Below are 17,623 nucleotides of genomic sequence, written 5' to 3' on the forward strand. Positions count from 1 at the left end.
CATGAATACACCCCCTATAAATTCAACTAATACCGACAAAAAGCCTATTGTATTCAGTGGGGCTCAACCGTCTGGGGAATTAACCATCGGCAACTATATTGGCGCATTACGCCAATGGGTTCACATGCAAGATAATTATGACTGTATTTATTGTATTGTTGATCAACATGCCATTACAGTTCGTCAAGACCCCAAAGAATTAAGAAAACGTACGCTTGATACATTAGCCTTATACCTAGCTTGTGGGATTGATACTAAAAAAAGTATTATTTTTGTTCAATCTCATGTTCCGCAACATACTCAACTTAGTTGGGCGCTTAACTGTTATACCTATTTTGGTGAATTAAGCCGCATGACACAATTTAAAGACAAATCAACCCGTCATGCTGAAAATATTAATGCTGGATTATTTGATTATCCAGTATTAATGACTGCCGATATTTTACTTTACCAGACAAACCAAGTCCCGGTTGGTATTGATCAAAAACAACATTTAGAATTAAGCCGCGATATTGCTCAACGTTTTAATTCGCTCTATGGTGAAATATTTATTGTACCCGATCCCTTTATTCTTGAAAAAGGAGCGCGGGTTATGTCTCTACAAGAACCACAAAAAAAGATGTCAAAATCAGATGATAACCGCAATAATGTAATAACTTTATTAGAAAACCCTAAATCAGCGGCTAAAAAAATAAAACGTGCCCTTACTGATTCTGACGAGCCACCGCAAATTTATTATGATACAGAAAACAAACCGGGTATTTCTAATCTGATAGATATCCTTTCTGGTGTAACAGGCACATCTACCTCTGAGATAGAAAAACAATTTACCGGAAAAATGTATGGCGATCTTAAAAACACCGTTGCTGAAGCTGTTTCAGATATGCTAATAAATATTCAAAGCCGTTTTGATGAATTTCGTAATAACGAAAAACTATTGAATGACATTATGTCTGAAGGTGCTAGCAAAGCAGAGGCTCGCGCTCAAGTAACCCTTAGTAAAGTTTATGACGCGATAGGTTTTATTAGTCCTATAAAAAAATAATGCCCTTCTCCCTCCTAAAACTCGAGGGAGATTGACATTAAGAATAAATTTAAAAATTAATAAAAATAAATAGTTAAAACAAATATCAATCTTTATTTTATTAATATATTTATTGAATGATATAGATAACAAAATACCATTTAGCGAAACAAAAAGTTTCTTTTATTTGTTTATATATAATTAATTAGAGGTAAAATTTTTTTATTACTATAATTTTAATTGGTCATTAAAAAATATTAGTAGGCCAGTAAATAATCTGGCACCACTAACATTGATAATAAACAAACAGATAAAGTCAATGCTATTTTACTTTTTCTGCAAAACGTTTTGCCGCTTCATCCCAATTAACAACTGACCAAAAGGCTTTAATATATTCAGGGCGACGATTTTCATATTTAAGATAATAAGCATGTTCCCAAACATCAAGCCCTAAAATAGGATAACCGGAAACACCAGAAATAGATTCCCCCATTAATGGGTTATCTTGATTAGCTGTCGAAACAACTACCAGCTTTCCATCCGATTTCAATACTAACCACGCCCAGCCGGAACCAAAACGAGTAGCTGCTGCTTTTTCAAAGATTTCTTTAAAATTCTCAACGCTAGCAAAATCATGTTCAATCGCAGTTTTCAACTCACCCTTTAGTTCCGTACCTATTTTCAAACCGTTCCAAAACATACTATGATTGGCATGCCCACCTGCATTATTGCGTAAAAAAGTACGCTTATCGGCAGGCACCTTATCTAAATTTTGAATTAAATCATCTATATCAAGTTTAGTAAGCTCAGGAAAATCTTTTAACGCATCATTAGTATTATTGACATATGTTTGGTGATGTTTGGTATGATGAATCTTCATTGTCCTTTCATCGAAATGTGGCTCTAGTGCCCCATATTCATAAGGCAGGGAAGGTAATGTATAGCTCATCCGCATTAACTCCTGTTACTTAAATATAAAATAATTGTTTCAATCAATCCTTATTTTACAAGGATTACCATAATAATGAAAACTATTATAAACAATATATTTTTTTAAGGTTTTTATTTCTCTATAAAAAAATCGATATATTAGCTCATTAGATTAAAATAAACTTTTTTCATAAAAACCATCAATTAAAACAATTTAAATAGAATAATTAATTAATTAATTAATTAATAACAAATATAAAATAAAACATCATCATTTACGTGATCACTTACACAAAAAAAAATTCTTTTTCATAGGTTTAGTTAACTGCTCTTTGACATATGATTAACACAAATGAGGAGAAGAAAATATGATATCAACGTTCAAGTACCCCATTCCTACTGAAATTGCCGCACATGCCTTAGTTAATAAAAAAACAGTACCAACAAGATTATCACTTGAAGATCCTGACGCTTTTTGGCGAGAAAAAGGTCAAATTGTTGACTGGATAAAACCCTATACCAAAGTAAAAAACACTTCATTTGATCCAGGGCACATTAACATCCAATGGTTTGAAGATGGTACCTTAAATTTAAGTGCTAACTATCTAGATCGCCATTTACAATTACGCGGTGATGAAACTGCAATCATTTGGGAAGGCAATGATCCATCACAGTCTTATCATATAACTTACCGCCAACTTTATCATGATGTCTGCCTATTTGCCAATGCATTAAAAAATTAGACATCAAAAAAGGGGATGTTGTTGCTATTTATATGCCGATGATACCTGAATCAGCCATCGCCATGTTAGCATGTACCCGCATTGGAGCTATTCACTCTGTTATCTTTGCTGGTTTTTCACCAGAAGCTATTGCAGGTCGCATTATTGACAGTAAAGCTAAACTGATAATTACCACAGATGAAGGGTTAAGAGCAAATCGTACTATACCACTGAAAAAAAATGTTGATGAAGCGTTAAAAAATCCGGCAATTGAAAGTATTAATAATGTTATTGTTTTTAGACAAACAGGTAATCAAATCGATTGGCAGGAAAAACGTGATCATTGGTGGCATGAAGTTATTAAAGGCCTCAACGCTGACTGTCCCGCTGAAGAAATGAATTCTGGTTCAACAGGCAAACCCAAAGGCGTCTTACACACTACTGGTGGCTATTTAGTTTATGTTTCTATCACTTTCAAATACGCATTTGACTACCAGGCAAAAGAAATTTATTGGTGCACTGCTGATATAGGCTGGGTAACAGACCATAGTTACTTAATTTATGGCCCACTATCCAATGGAGCCACCACGCTAATGTTTGAAGGTGTACCTAACTATCCAAGTATAAATCGCATGGGCCAAATAGTTGATAAGCATAAAGTAAATATTCTTTATACCGCACCAACCGCAATTCGTGCTTTGATGGCAGAAGGAGATAAAGCTATTGAAGCAACTCTCAGCGTAATTCTTTAAGGATTTTAGGCTCTGTCGGTGAATCTATTAATCCGGAAGCTTGGGAATGGTACTACAAAAAAATAGGTAATAGTCATTGCCCTATTATTGATACTTGGTGGCAAACAGAAACCGGTGGTTTTATGCTTCTTCCCTTACCGGGAGCAACTGAACTTAAACCGGGATCGGCAACACTACCTTTTTTTGGTGTTAAGCCCGCGCTTATTGATAATTTAGGTAATTTACTTGAGGGTATTGCTGAAGGCAATCTTGTCATCATGGATTCATGGCCAGGACAAGCTAGAACCATTTATGGTGACCATGAACGCTTTGAGCAAACTTATTTTTCACTATTTAAAGGTATGTATTTCAATGGAGATGGTTATTACTGGATAAGCGGTCGTGTTGACGACATTTTAAATGTTTCTGATCATCGTTTAGGTACGCCGAAATCGAATCTGCACTTGTAGCGTTCGCTAAAATTGCTGAGGCTGCCGTCGTTGATGTCCCACATAATATTAAAAGACAAGCTATTTATGCCTACATTACATTAAATCATGGTGAAGAATCTTCAGTAGAACTTTATAATGAAGTACGCAATTGGGTGCGTAAAGAAATTGGACCAATAGCAACACCAGATATTCTTCACTGGACTGATGCATTACCAAAAACACGCTCAGGTAAAATTATTCGACGTATTCTAAGAAAAATTGCCACTGGTGATATAAATAATCTTGGTGATACATCAACGTTAGCGGATCCTAGTGTTGTTGAAAAACTACTAGAAGAAAAGGATTCGATTAATATTTCTAGTTAGATTAGTTAATTACCTATAATAAATGTCAAAAATATTAATAAAGCTCGTCGATAAAATAGATATAATTCAACTATAAAATATATTATTCATTAAGTTAGATTTATTATTTACATATACAGAAAAGCCACTTTAATTAGGTGGCCTTAATATTTTAAGCTTAGCAGTTCCCTACTCTCACATGGGGAGACCCCACACTACCATCGGCGCTACGGCATTTCACTTCTGAGTTCGGCATGGGGTCAGGTGGGACCACCGCGCTATTGCCGCCAGACAAATTCTTTTTTATTTATCCCATCTTATTTCGCGCCTTCAGCGAAAATCCGACCAGATTCAATCTCAAAACAAGCTAAAATTCTCTCTCTCAAAACACCTTCGGTGTTGTCAGGTTAAGCCTCCCGGGTCATTAGTACTGATTAGCTCAACGTATCGCTACGCTTACACACCCAGCCTATCTACGTCCTCGTCTCGAACACCCCTTATAGGACATTACTGTCAGGGAAGACTCATCTTGAGGCAAGTTTCCCGCTTAGATGCTTTCAGCGGTTATCTCTTCCGCACTTAGCTACCAGGCGATGCCATTGGCATGACAACCTGTACACCAGTGGTGCGTCCACTCCGGTCCTCTCGTACTAGGAGCAGCCCCCCTCAACCTTCCTTCGCCCACGACAGATAGGGACCGAACTGTCTCACGACGTTCTAAACCCAGCTCGCGTACCACTTTAAATGGCGAACAGCCATACCCTTGGGACCTACTTCAGCCCCAGGATGTGATGAGCCGACATCGAGGTGCCAAACACCGCCGTCGATATGAACTCTTGGGCGGTATCAGCCTGTTATCCCCGGAGTACCTTTTATCCGTTGAGCGATGGCCCTTCCATTCAGAACCACCGGATCACTAAGACCTACTTTCGTACCTGCTCGCACCGTCACGCTCGCAGTCAAGCTGGCTTATGCCTTTGCACTAACCTCACGATGTCCGACCGTGATTAGCCAACCTTCGTGCTCCTCCGTTACGCTTTGGGAGGAGACCGCCCCAGTCAAACTACCCACCAGACACTGTCCTCAGCCCGGATTACGGGCCCAAGTTAGAACATCAAACATTAAAGGGTGGTATTTCAACGTTGGCTCCATGCAGACTGGCGTCCACACTTCAAAGCCTCCCACCTATCCTACACATCAAGGCTCAATGTTCAGTGTCAAGCTATAGTAAAGGTTCACGGGGTCTTTCCGTCTTGCCGCGGGTACACTGCATCTTCACAGCGAGTTCAATTTCACTGAGTCTCGGGTGGAGACAGCCTGGCCATCATTACGCCATTCGTGCAGGTCGGAACTTACCCGACAAGGAATTTCGCTACCTTAGGACCGTTATAGTTACGGCCGCCGTTTACTGGGGCTTCGATCAAGAGCTTCGCCTTACGGCTTACCCCATCAATTAACCTTCCAGCACCGGGCAGGCGTCACACCGTATACGTCCACTTTCGTGTTTGCACAGTGCTGTGTTTTTAATAAACAGTTGCAGCCAGCTAGTATCTTCGACTGGCTTCAGCTCCGGATGCAAGACCCTTCACCTAATGCCAGCGTGCCTTCTCCCGAAGTTACGGCACTATTTTGCCTAGTTCCTTCACCCGAGTTCTCTCAAGCGCCTGAGTATTCTCTACCTAACCACCTGTGTCGGTTTGGGGTACGATTAATGATTACCTATCGCTTAGAGGCTTTTCCTGGAAGCTGGGCATCAACTACTTCACCACCTTAGTGGCTCGTCATCACGTCTCAGTGTTATAGCAGTGCGGATTTGCCTGCACTACCCTCCTACTCGCTTAAACCGGGACAACCGTCGCCCGGATAGCCTAGCCTTCTCCGTCCCCCCTTCGCAGTAACCCTTAGTACGGGAATATTAACCCGTTTCCCATCGACTACGCTTTTCAGCCTCGCCTTAGGGGTCGACTTACCCTGCCCCGATTAACGTTGGACAGGAAACCTTGGTCTTTCGGCGAGCGGGTTTCTCACCCGCTTTATCGTTACTTATGTCAGCATTCGCACTTCTGATACCTCCAACAGACCTCTCAGTCCACCTTCTACGGCTTACAGAACGCTCCCCTACCCAACAACACCTAAATGTCGCTGCCGCAGCTTCGGTGCATGGTTTAGCCCCGTTACATCTTCCGCGCAGGCCGACTCGACCAGTGAGCTATTACGCTTTCTTTAAATGATGGCTGCTTCTAAGCCAACATCCTGGCTGTCTAAGCCTTCCCACTTCGTTTCCCACTTAACCATGACTTGGGGACCTTAGCTGGCGGTCTGGGTTGTTTCCCTCTTCACGACGGACGTTAGCACCCGCCGTGTGTCTCCCGTGATAACATTCTTCGGTATTCGTAGTTTGCGTCGGGTTGGTAAGTCGGGATGACCCCCTAGCCGAAACAGTGCTCTACCCCCGAAGATGAATTCACGAGGCGCTACCTAAATAGCTTTCGGGGAGAACCAGCTATCTCCCGGTTTGATTGGCCTTTCACCCCCAGCCACAAGTCATCCGCTAATTTTTCAACATTAGTCGGTTCGGTCCTCCAGTTAGTGTTACCCAACCTTCAACCTGCCCATGGCTAGATCACCGGGTTTCGGGTCTATACCCTGCAACTTAACGCCCAGTTAAGACTCGGTTTCCCTACGGCTCCCCTATGCGGTTAACCTTGCTACAGAATATAAGTCGCTGACCCATTATACAAAAGGTACGCAGTCACACCCTTTCGGGTGCTCCCACTGCTTGTACGTACACGGTTTCAGGTTCTATTTCACTCCCCTCGCCGGGGTTCTTTTCGCCTTTCCCTCACGGTACTAGTTCACTATCGGTCAGTCAGGAGTATTTAGCCTTGGAGGATGGTCCCCCCATATTCAGACAGGATAACACGTGTCCCGCCCTACTCTTCGAGCTCACAACACTTACCGTTTCAGATACGGGGCTATCACCCTTTATTGCCGGCCTTTCCAGACCCTTCTCCTGCAGTAAATATTGATGTTGACTCTGGGCTGCTCCCCGTTCGCTCGCCGCTACTGGGGGAATCTCGGTTGATTTCTTTTCCTCGGGGTACTGAGATGTTTCAGTTCCCCCGGTTCGCCTCGTTTGACTATAAATTCATCAAATGATAGTGCATTAATGCACTGGGTTTCCCCATTCGGACATCGCCGGCTAGTACGCTTCATATCAGCTTACCGACGCTTTTCGCAGATTAGCACGTCCTTCATCGCCTCTGACTGCCTAGGCATCCACCGTGTACGCTTCATTCGCTTAACCTCACAACCCGAAGGTGTCTCTTATCAAATAATACGGAAGCGCCATGGCTGCGCCGTGCGAAATTTTTTGTTGTGCGGTACTCGTCATGCTCACGTACTTATGTACACTGCGCTGACTGCGCACCTACGCCGCAAATTTCACCCTGCTCGCTCATGCCATTCGTCTGCCTATTTGAATAACACTTCAAATTGGAGTTTGAGAGTTCCCCACACTATTTTTTCAATAATGTGTGTTTCAATTTTCAGCTTGTTCCAGATTGTTAAAGAGCATTATTATTCGTAGCATACTGTTGCCAGCCTGCTCTGAATAACTTTTTTTCTATTTTTATCTTGCAATATGGTGGAGCTAAGCGGGATCGAACCGCTGACCTCCTGCGTGCAAAGCAGGCGCTCTCCCAGCTGAGCTACAGCCCCATTAAGATTGTCGTATCATTACACCTTACTGCTAACCTTGCCTTTCAGCCACTTCCATCAGCAATGTTGGTAGGCCTGAGTGGACTTGAACCACCGACCTCACCCTTATCAGGGGTGCGCTCTAACCACCTGAGCTACAGGCCTAATGATACTTTCTGCTCAATCTTCATCAGACAATCTGTGTGAACACTCACATTCCATCTATCTAGGTAAGGAGGTGATCCAACCGCAGGTTCCCCTACGGTTACCTTGTTACGACTTCACCCCAGTCATGAATCACAAAGTGGTAAGCGCCATCCAAAAGGTTAAGCTACCTACTTCTTTTGCAACCCACTCCCATGGTGTGACGGGCGGTGTGTACAAGGCCCGGGAACGTATTCACCGCGACATGCTGATCCGCGATTACTAGCGATTCCGACTTCATGGAGTCGAGTTGCAGACTCCAATCCGGACTTCGACGTACTTTCTGAGTTCCGCTCCCCATCGCTGGCTCGCCTCTCTCTGTATACGCCATTGTAGCACGTGTGTAGCCCTACTCGTAAGGGCCATGATGACTTGACGTCATCCCCACCTTCCTCCGGTTTATCACCGGCAGTCTCCTTTGAGTTCCCGACTCTACTCGCTGGCAACAAAGGATAAGGGTTGCGCTCGTTGCGGGACTTAACCCAACATTTCACAACACGAGCTGACGACAGCCATGCAGCACCTGTCTCAGCGCTCCCGAAGGCACTCCTCTATCTCTAAAGGATTCGCTGGATGTCAAGAGTAGGTAAGGTTCTTCGCGTTGCATCGAATTAAACCACATGCTCCACCGCTTGTGCGGGCCCCCGTCAATTCATTTGAGTTTTAACCTTGCGGCCGTACTCCCCAGGCGGTCGATTTAACGCGTTAGCTCCGGAGGCCACAGTTCATGACCACAACCTCCAAATCGACATCGTTTACAGCGTGGACTACCAGGGTATCTAATCCTGTTTGCTCCCCACGCTTTCGCACATGAGCGTCAGTCTTTGTCCAGGGGGCCGCCTTCGCCACCGGTATTCCTCCACATCTCTACGCATTTCACCGCTACACATGGAATTCTGCCCCCCTCTACAAGACTCTAGCTAACCAGTCTTGAATGCCATTCCCAGGTTAAGCCCGGGGATTTCACATCCAACTTAATTAACCGCCTGCGTGCCCTTTACGCCCAGTAATTCCGATTAACGCTCGCACCCTCCGTATTACCGCGGCTGCTGGCACGGAGTTAGCCGGTGCTTCTTCTGTCGCTAACGTCAATTGCTAAGGTTATTAACCTTAACACCTTCCTCACGACTGAAAGTACTTTACAACCCGAAGGCCTTCTTCATACACGCGGCATGGCTGCATCAGGCTTGCGCCCATTGTGCAATATTCCCCACTGCTGCCTCCCGTAGGAGTCTGGGCCGTGTCTCAGTCCCAGTGTGGCTGATCATCCTCTCAGACCAGCTAGAGATCGTCGCCTAGGTGAGCCCTTACCCCACCTACTAGCTAATCTCATATGGGTTCATCCGAAGGTGTGAGGCCAGAACGGTCCCCCACTTTGCTCCTTAGAGATTATGCGGTATTAGCCACCGTTTCCAGTGGTTATCCCCCCCCTTTGGCCAGATCCCCATACCTTACTCACCCGTCCGCCGCTCGCCGGCAAGGAAGCAAGCTTCCTCCCGCTGCCGCTCGACTTGCATGTGTTAGGCCTGCCACCAGCGTTCAATCTGAGCCATGATCAAACTCTTCAATTAAAAGCTTGATGCTCAAAGAATGTTTTACTGACCGTAACGCGCTTTTGTTCAACTCGCTTTGCCGATATTTGACCACCTTCGCCGCTGCCGACCAAAATAACGTTACTGCATATTAGTTCATATATGAATTAACTGTTTTGTCACTCTTCAAGACTTTAAAACCAAATATTTTTTGATGATGTCTTGCAAGTGCCCACACAGATTGTCTGATTAATTGTTAAAGAGCGTGCGACCTGGGCCGCGAGGTGGCGTGTATTACGCTTTTCACCTGTAAAGTCAAGTAGTTATTTCTACTCTTCTTTACCCTGCGTCAAGAAAATTCAATTCAATTGATTCGTTCTATACTGACTCAGTGGGGGCGCATTATAAGCAGTTTTACGCAGCTGGCAAGCAATAATTTGTAAACTTTAGTCGTTTACTCTTTTTTTCGACAAAAAGCAGAAAAAATAGCAATTTTTAATCAAATTTTTATTTAACCGCATTAAATTCACGCGCAAAGTATTCAACTTTTTGCCAATCAGTATATTCAACCTCTTTATTTGTATTCGTTTCTCCACCTGTTATTTTCATAATAAATTGGATAATAATACGATCTAACCATTTATATTGGGGATAACGTAGCGCTCCGGCAAACACATTAGTAATAGTTGGTTGCCACGGAATTTTAGCTAAAAATTTACGTACATAAACATTTGTTTCAGGCGTATCTTTGCCCTGTTTTCTGGCCGTTAAATTAACGCCAAAAAATGCACTTGGCATAGTATTCAACTCTTTTTGGTGATTTTGCACAAAACTCAACACTGCAGGATTAAAATGACCATAACGGATTGAAGCACCGACTAATACTTTTTGGTAGACAGAAAGATTAAAATTTTTATCCATATTTAAATCTCTAACATCACATTGCTTACCTTCTTTACGTAAATATTCAGTAATTTTAAGTATTATCTTTTTAGTCTGACCATTTTCACCAGAATAAAGTAGCAAATAGCTCATGTGTTACCTATAAAATTATATAAATGATTATTCCCGCCAAAAGGTTGGAGTGAAAAGAACAAGTAAAGTGAACACCTCCAATCGGCCAAATAGCATAGTGACTATTAGGATCCATTTTCCCGTTGGATTCATGGTAGTAAAGTTTTCAGCTACCGAGCCTAATCCTGGCCCTAAATTATTCAGTGTTGCCGCAACTGCGGCAAAAGCAGAAAACTCATCTACTCCGGTAGCAATTAACAATAATAAACTTATAATAAAAACCAATGCATAAGCAGAAAAAAACCCCCAAACAGCTTCAATAATACGTTCAGGCAATGCCCTAGAGCCTAATTTTATCGTGTAAACAGCATTTGGATGTACCAAGCGTTTTAACTCTCGTGAACCCTGCAAGAATAATAGTAAAATTCGAATAACTTTTAATCCACCTCCAGTTGATCCTGCACACCCACCGACAAAAGCAGCACAAAGTAACAATATCGGTAGAAAAAGCGGCCAATTTGCAAACCCATCGGTACTAAAACCGGCTGTTGTTGCCACAGAGACAACCTGAAAAAAGGCTTGATCAAATGTTTGTAATAGTAAGTCATAAACTGAATGATATAGAAGTACTAACGTACAAATGATTATCAAAACTATTTGAAAACCAATAAATACTCTAAATTCAGGATCACGACAGTAAATTGTCAGACTACGCCCAGATAAAACGGCAAAGTGAAGACCAAAATTACAGCCAGAAATCAGTAAAAAAATAGCAATAATGGTATTAATTGCAGGGCTATTAAAGTAGCCAATACTTTGGTCATGAGTAGAAAATCCACCAATAGCGACAGTAGAAAAACTATGGGAGATAGCATCAAAAACATCCATGCCAGCGCCCCATAATGCTATCGCACAGACTATAGTAAGCAAAACATAGATTAACCAAAGTGTCTTTGCCGTTTCTGCAATCCTTGGACGCATTTTATTGTCTTTAAGTGGGCCAGGCATTTCTGCCCGATAAAGCTGCATTCCACCTACGCCTAATAAAGGTAATATGGCTACCGCTAAAACAATAATTCCCATACCACCTAACCACTGTAGCATCTGTCGATAAAAGAGTATTGCTTTGGGTAAAGTGTCTAACCCAACCAATGTGGTTGCTCCAGTTGTTGTTAAACCGGAAAAAGATTCAAAAAAAGCATCGGTAACCGAAAGATGAGGCCGATCAGAAAAAACAAAAGGTAATGCTCCAACACTACCTAACACGGTCCAAAAAAGGGCGACTATCAGAAAACCTTCTTTAGGTTTTAGATCATGTCGATTATTTCTGTTTGGTATCCATAGTAACAATCCGATAATTAATGCCGCAACAAAGGTTTGGCTAAAGGCGCGTCCTGCTCCATCTCGATAAATCAATGCCACTATGCCTGGAATAATCATAGTGACAGAAAATAAGATAACAAGTAGCCCAACAATTCGGGTTATTGCTCGAAAATGCATGAGTGGTTCCTTGAGAATCTAGTCATAACATTAAGATTTAGGGGTTAAATTTAATGCGCCTCTACTTAAATTACGTAATTTATCCGCAAACTTTTGTTCAACATTGATAGGTAGTGAAATTTCTAATATCACATTTTCACTATATTCTCGCGCTAGGATCTGCCCTGCTGATTGTTGTATTAATTGCTCAATCATTTTTATATGCGCATATTCACAATGTATTAAATAATATTTTTGTAGCACTTTTTTCTGAGTGTTTAAGAGGTTAAGTGCATGTTGAACACTGTTACCATAAGCTCTAACCAAGCCCCCAGTTCCCAATTTAATACCGCCAAAATAACGCACCACAACGACAGTAATTTCACCAATATGGCTAGCTAATAACTGAGTGATCATCGGCTTACCTGCCGTTCCTGTTGGCTCACCATCATCGGAAAAGCCTAATTTTTGGCAATCATCAGGCCTACCAGCAACATAGGCCCAACAATGATGGCGAGCATCAGGGTATTTATGTTTGATAGTTTGGATAAAATTTTTTGCTTCAGCAATTCCATCAGTATGTTCCAAATAAGTAATAAAACGGCTTTTTTTAATCTCTTCGGTAACAACAACCGACTCTGCGGGTATCAAATAAGCATTCATTATTTTAAATGTAAATTACGTGTCATATTTTCAACTTTATTCTCATATATGATGATATTATCTTCGATACGAATACCACCATAGGGCATAAAGGACGCAATTTTAGACCAGTTAAAATATTTACTAAACGATCCTTCACGCCAAGGAGCTAGTAGTGTCTCGATGAAGTAGAGACCAGATTCAATAGTTAATACCATACCAGATTGTAAGATCCGAGTGCAACGTAAGAAAGGATAACATTCTGGTGCAGCCAAAGACGCTCCCGTTTCATCCTGCATCAATCCACCAACATCATGAACTTGTAATACCAAAAGATGGCCTAAACCATGCGGGAAAAATGGTGTTGTAAGCCCTTTTTCTATCATTGTCTCTACACTGATATTGCAAATAATGCCATGATCTAGCAATAAAGATGCAATATGTTGATGCTATTCAGTATAGCGAATACCGGTTTTAATTGTATCGATCAATATCTGCTGTTTACTATCCAAACCGTTAATCAAATTAGCAAATTCATCATTATTTTTAGCCGCATAAGTACGCGTAATATCTACTGCATAACCGTGATATTCAGCTCCCGCATCAATTAAAAAACTATACATTTTCTTTGGTGGCTGATATTTCAATTTAGTGTAGTGGAGTACTGAACAATTTTCATTGAGTGCAATAATATTACTGTATGGCACGTCGATATCTCGCTGACCTGTTGCCTGCAAGTAACTAACATTAATATCAAATTCACTCGCTCCCTGATAGAAAGCCTCACTAGCGGCATGATGACCAGCTATTGCCATTTTCTGTGCTTGCTGTAAGCAACTCAATTCATAATTGGTCTTATAAGCCCGATGAAAATGAAAATAATCTAATACCGATTTGCGATTAATATTAACCGCTGAAATACCTAATTCTTTAACTAGATCAATAGATTCACCAATATAACCAGTATGTTTTTTATCTAACTGAAATAACCATTTTTTAATATCATTAGCCTCCTTTAAATGGAACAACTCAAACTCTTTTAGCCAAAAGCTGTCCGGTAGAAGATCAATACTATGCCAATAATCAATTGAAGAATAAAACCACAGTTTAGGTTTGCTAACTCCATCAACTAATAACCAACAATGGGCAACTTGAGTAATAGGTAGCCAAGCTTTGAATGGATAAGTAAGACATTCAATTTATTATTTTTCAAAACATTCTGGGTACGTTGCTGTAATGTTTTAATATGTTCTTGATATTGACTAGCAAAATTTTCCATTTTTAGTTCACCTGTTATTTTTACCTCTAATATTCAGCAAAATATCAGATTAAATATTATCATTAATTTAATAAATGCTTTTCCCCAACTAAAGTGTCTAATTTTTATCAATAAAAACAAATAAGTAAGTATTAGCGCGGTTTTCAATAACCCATAGAATTTGTTGTGATCAGGCTGGCATATTTTGTATACTTAATTTGCATTTTTTTAACAAAAAAATCACACTGCTAACCCCTGATCGTACCAGATGAAATCATAGGAGAACAGTATGCTCTATCAAAGTAATACTATTCAGGTTGATTGGATAAAACCCGGTATCGTAAAATTGATACTTAACTCGCCAAATACCATTAATAAATTTGATTTAGAAACCGTTGATTCACTGGAAAACAAAAAGACCCTAAATCAATTAAAAGCGCTTATTCTGATTTCACAAAAACCCACTTTCATTGTTGGTGCAGATATTAAACAATTTCTCTCGCTATTTAATGCACCAAAGTCACAACTTCAACAATGACTTAATTTTACTAACAGCATCTTTAATCGTATCGAAGACCTACCCATTCCAACCGTAACCGCCATTAATGGTTACGCTTTGGGAGGAGGCTGTGAGTGCGCATTAGCAACAGATTACCGTATCCAGAAGTTAAATTGGGTATTATGCCTGGGTTTGGTGGTTCAGTACGGCTACCGCGCTTAATTGGTTTAGATAATGCACTACAAATGATCACCACAGGAAAAGATATCGATGCCGAAACCGCTTTAAAAAATGGTCTAATTGACGCGATTGTGGCCAAAGAACAGTTACTAAATTCAGCCTGGTACTATTCTGGTAGTATTGGAAAATGCGATTGGCAGCAGGTACGGCAATCTAAAACCCAACCTTTAAAACTGAATAAAATAGAACAAACGATGAGTTTTAATGTCGCAAAAGGTTTAGTCATGAAAGCGGCAGGCTCACATTACCCCGCACCATCGAAAGCGTTAGAAACTATCGAAAAAGCGGCCAATTGTGGACGTAAAGAAGCGTTATCATTGGAAACTGAAGCTTTCATTCCACTGACTGACACCCCTGCAGCGCATGCTTTAATTAGAGTTTTTCTCAATGATCAATATGTTAAAAATTTAGCTAAACAGAGAAGCCAATCCATTGAAGCCCCCATAAAAGCTGCCGTTGTTGGCGCTGGTATCATGGGTGGAGGTATTGCTTATCAATCAGCACGTAAGGGTATATCTATCATAATGAAAGATATTAATGAAAAATCTCTTCAGTTAGGTATGAAGCCGCTAAATTGCTAAATAATCAATTTGAACGTAAGCAAATTTCAGCGCTGGAATTGAAAATGCGCAAATTATTGTCGAAGTGGTGGTTGAAGATCCAAAGGTCAAAACGGTCGTTTTAGCCGAAACAGAAAAATTATTAAATAAAAATGCTCTATTAGCCTCCAATACTTCAACTATTCCCATCACAAAATTAGCTAGTGTTTTACAGCGGCCTGAAAATTTCTGTGGCATGCATTTTTTTAATCCTGTTCATCGAATGCCATTAGTGGAAATCATTAAGAGCGAAAAAACTAGCACCAAAACTATCGATATGATAACTGCCTACGCGAATAAAATGGGTAAAACAGCTATCGTCGTCAATGATTGTCCAGGTTTTTTTGTTAACCGTGTACTATTCGCTTATTTATCTGGCTTTAATTTACTATTACAAGATGGTGCTGATTTTTATCAAATCAATAAGATAATGGAAAAACAATTTGGCTGGCCGATGGGGCCGGCTTATTTGATTGATGTTATTGGTATTGATACCGTGCAACACGCCCAACAAGTTATGGCTGACAGTTTTCTAGAACGTATGGCAAAAATTGAGCAAGATGCTATTACTGTTCTATTTAATCATCAGCGTTTCGGCCAGAAAAATGGCGTTGGTTTTTATCAATACGTTACCGATAAAAAAGGAAAAATACAGAAACAACGCGATCCTAAAATTAAAGACTTACTAAGCAAAATTGGCGCTACTGGCAAACAATTTACTGAGCAAGATATTATCATGCGCATGATGATACCGATGATTAATGAAGTGGTTCGTTGTTTAGATGAACACATTATTGCTAGTCCTGCAGAAGCCGATATTGCCCTGGTATACGGTTTAGGTTTTCCGCCATTTCGAGGTGGTGCGGTCTGCTATCTTGATAATTTCGATATCCAAAATTTTATCGAAATGGCGGAAAAATATGCCTCTTTAGGCCCTTTATATGCCATTCCTGACAGTTTAAAAAACAAAGCAGAAAAACAAGCAAATTATTATCCAACGCCAGAACAAATCACCTTCAACAGCAAATAATAGGCTTAAGGTCGTGATCATGGAAAATGTTGTAATTATTGATAGCATACGCACCCCAATGGGGCGCTCGAAAGGTGGGGCTTTTCGCCAGGTCAGAGCAGAAGAGTTGTCCGCCCATTTAATGACGCAATTACTAAGCCGTAATCCTGCCCTCAATAACAATAAAAATGATATTGACGATATTGGGGGTGTGTACAACAAACCTTAGAGCAAGGATTTAATATTGCTCGTAATGCTGCGCTATTAACAGATATTCCCCATACTGTACCCGCCGTAAAGGTTAATCGGCTAAGCATTACATGATGCCGCCCGATTTATTATGTCAGGTGATGCCAATGTTGTGTTGGTCGGTGGTGTCGAACATATGGGACATGTTCCTATGACCCACAGCATCGATATCAATCGTAAACTTGCTATTCATATTTCTACCGCTTCAGCTACAATGGGATTAACTGCCGAGATACTCGCCAGACAAAATCAAATCAGTCGCACTGAACAAGATGAATTTGCTTTACGTTCTCATCAAAAGGCAGCTGGGGCAACTCATCATGGATGGTTTAATAATGAAATCGTAGCAACTGCCGGCCATGATATTGACGGCAATCTGGTTGCCATCAAGCAAGATGAGGTGATTCGATTTGATGCAAATTTAGCCAGCCTGACGGCTTTACCTCCGGTCTTTGATCCTATTTCAGGCTAAGTTACCGCCGGAAATTCATCGGCGCTATCAGATGGTGCAGCAGCCATACTTGTTACTAGTGAAAAATATGCTAAAACACAGGAATTAAGAGTAAGAGCTAAAATTCGATCTATGTCCGTTATTGGTTGCGATCCCGCCATTACGGGATATGGACCTGTTCCTGCAACCAAAATTGCATTACAACGGGCTAATTTAACTCTCCAAGATATAAATGTTTTTGAAATTAACGAAGCTTTTGCTGCACAAGCTCTGGCTTGTTTAAAAGATTTACAGCTTATCGATAAAATGGAAGAAAAAGTTAACCTGCATGGTGGCCCGATTGCCTTAGGTCACCCTTTAGGGTGCTCTGGTGCGCAGATCATCACTTCTTTACTAAATATTATGGAACGGAAAGATGCTCAGTTTGGTTTAGCTACTATGTGTATTGGTTTTGGACAAGGCATCGCTACACTTGTTGAGCGGATTAAATAACTAGTCTGCACTTTATGGTATGTTGTTGCTATTTGCCCGCCCAGAAGGCCGTT

At 41.0% G+C, this 17,623-nt stretch carries 5 protein-coding genes, 2 tRNA genes, 3 rRNA genes and 4 pseudogenes; 4 read left to right on the top strand and 10 right to left on the bottom strand.

The features are described 5' to 3' along the window. Position 1 precedes the first annotated feature (1 nt). A complete protein-coding gene (gene trpS, locus AC01GB_RS04520; protein ID WP_474450745.1) occupies positions 2-1,045 on the top strand; it encodes a tryptophan--tRNA ligase in 1,044 nt (347 codons plus the stop codon). 301 nt (positions 1,046-1,346) lie between these two features. Here the strand turns inward: trpS and sodA are convergent, their stop codons facing one another. Further along, positions 1,347-1,973, bottom strand: a complete 627-nt coding sequence (sodA, locus tag AC01GB_RS04525) for a superoxide dismutase [Mn] (RefSeq protein WP_474450746.1) — start codon at positions 1,971-1,973, stop codon at positions 1,347-1,349. Between the two features lie 349 nt (positions 1,974-2,322). Here sodA and acs point away from each other — a divergent pair. Next, positions 2,323-4,224 (top strand): annotated as a pseudogene (gene acs / locus AC01GB_RS04530) (acetate--CoA ligase). 155 nt (positions 4,225-4,379) lie between these two features. Here the strand turns inward: acs and rrf are convergent. The 9 genes and pseudogenes from rrf to pepQ all read right to left on the bottom strand — a co-directional run bounded on the left by rrf (position 4,380) and on the right by pepQ (position 14,052). Further along, a 5S ribosomal RNA gene (gene rrf, locus AC01GB_RS04535) occupies positions 4,380-4,495 on the bottom strand. A gap of 111 nt (positions 4,496-4,606) precedes the next feature. Then, a 23S ribosomal RNA gene (locus AC01GB_RS04540) occupies positions 4,607-7,510 on the bottom strand. 337 nt (positions 7,511-7,847) lie between these two features. Further along, a tRNA-Ala gene (locus tag AC01GB_RS04545) sits at positions 7,848-7,923 on the bottom strand. Between the two features lie 67 nt (positions 7,924-7,990). After that, positions 7,991-8,067, bottom strand: a tRNA-Ile gene (locus AC01GB_RS04550). A gap of 66 nt (positions 8,068-8,133) precedes the next feature. Continuing rightward, positions 8,134-9,677 (bottom strand): 16S ribosomal RNA (locus AC01GB_RS04555). Together the 16S, 23S and 5S rRNA genes with 2 tRNA genes alongside form the textbook arrangement of a ribosomal RNA operon. A 468-nt stretch (positions 9,678-10,145) precedes the next feature. Further along, the gene (gene hemG, locus AC01GB_RS04560; RefSeq protein ID WP_474450748.1) at positions 10,146-10,673 is read right to left on the bottom strand and encodes a menaquinone-dependent protoporphyrinogen IX dehydrogenase; all 528 of its coding nucleotides are present in this window, start codon (positions 10,671-10,673) and stop codon (positions 10,146-10,148) included. 27 nt (positions 10,674-10,700) lie between these two features. Then, the gene (trkH, locus tag AC01GB_RS04565) at positions 10,701-12,152 is read right to left on the bottom strand and encodes a Trk system potassium transporter TrkH (RefSeq protein ID WP_474450749.1); all 1,452 of its coding nucleotides are present in this window, start codon (positions 12,150-12,152) and stop codon (positions 10,701-10,703) included. Positions 12,153-12,182: 30 nt separating this feature from the next. Further along, the gene (locus AC01GB_RS04570) at positions 12,183-12,794 is read right to left on the bottom strand and encodes an IMPACT family protein (protein ID WP_474450750.1); all 612 of its coding nucleotides are present in this window, start codon (positions 12,792-12,794) and stop codon (positions 12,183-12,185) included. Beyond that, positions 12,794-14,052 (bottom strand): annotated as a pseudogene (gene pepQ / locus AC01GB_RS04575) (Xaa-Pro dipeptidase). The gene AC01GB_RS04570 and the pseudogene pepQ overlap by 1 nt, the downstream one beginning before the upstream one ends. Positions 14,053-14,320: 268 nt before the next feature. Here pepQ and fadB point away from each other — a divergent pair. Beyond that, positions 14,321-16,399, top strand: a pseudogene (fadB, locus tag AC01GB_RS04580) (fatty acid oxidation complex subunit alpha FadB). Between the two features lie 19 nt (positions 16,400-16,418). Then, positions 16,419-17,570, top strand: a pseudogene (gene fadA, locus AC01GB_RS04585) (acetyl-CoA C-acyltransferase FadA). The last annotated feature ends 53 nt before the right edge of the window (positions 17,571-17,623 follow it).

Source organism: Candidatus Arsenophonus phytopathogenicus, from assembly GCF_056113345.1.

What these genes read in the sequence shown, in the direction of transcription:
- trpS (WP_474450745.1), top strand. Translation starts at nt 2, where the DNA reads ATGAATACACCCCCTATAAATTCAACTAATACCGACAAAAAGCCTATT.
- sodA (WP_474450746.1), bottom strand. Translation starts at nt 1,973, where the DNA reads ATGAGCTATACATTACCTTCCCTGCCTTATGAATATGGGGCACTAGAG.
- hemG (WP_474450748.1), bottom strand. Translation starts at nt 10,673, where the DNA reads ATGAGCTATTTGCTACTTTATTCTGGTGAAAATGGTCAGACTAAAAAG.
- trkH (WP_474450749.1), bottom strand. Translation starts at nt 12,152, where the DNA reads ATGCATTTTCGAGCAATAACCCGAATTGTTGGGCTACTTGTTATCTTA.
- AC01GB_RS04570 (WP_474450750.1), bottom strand. Translation starts at nt 12,794, where the DNA reads ATGAATGCTTATTTGATACCCGCAGAGTCGGTTGTTGTTACCGAAGAG.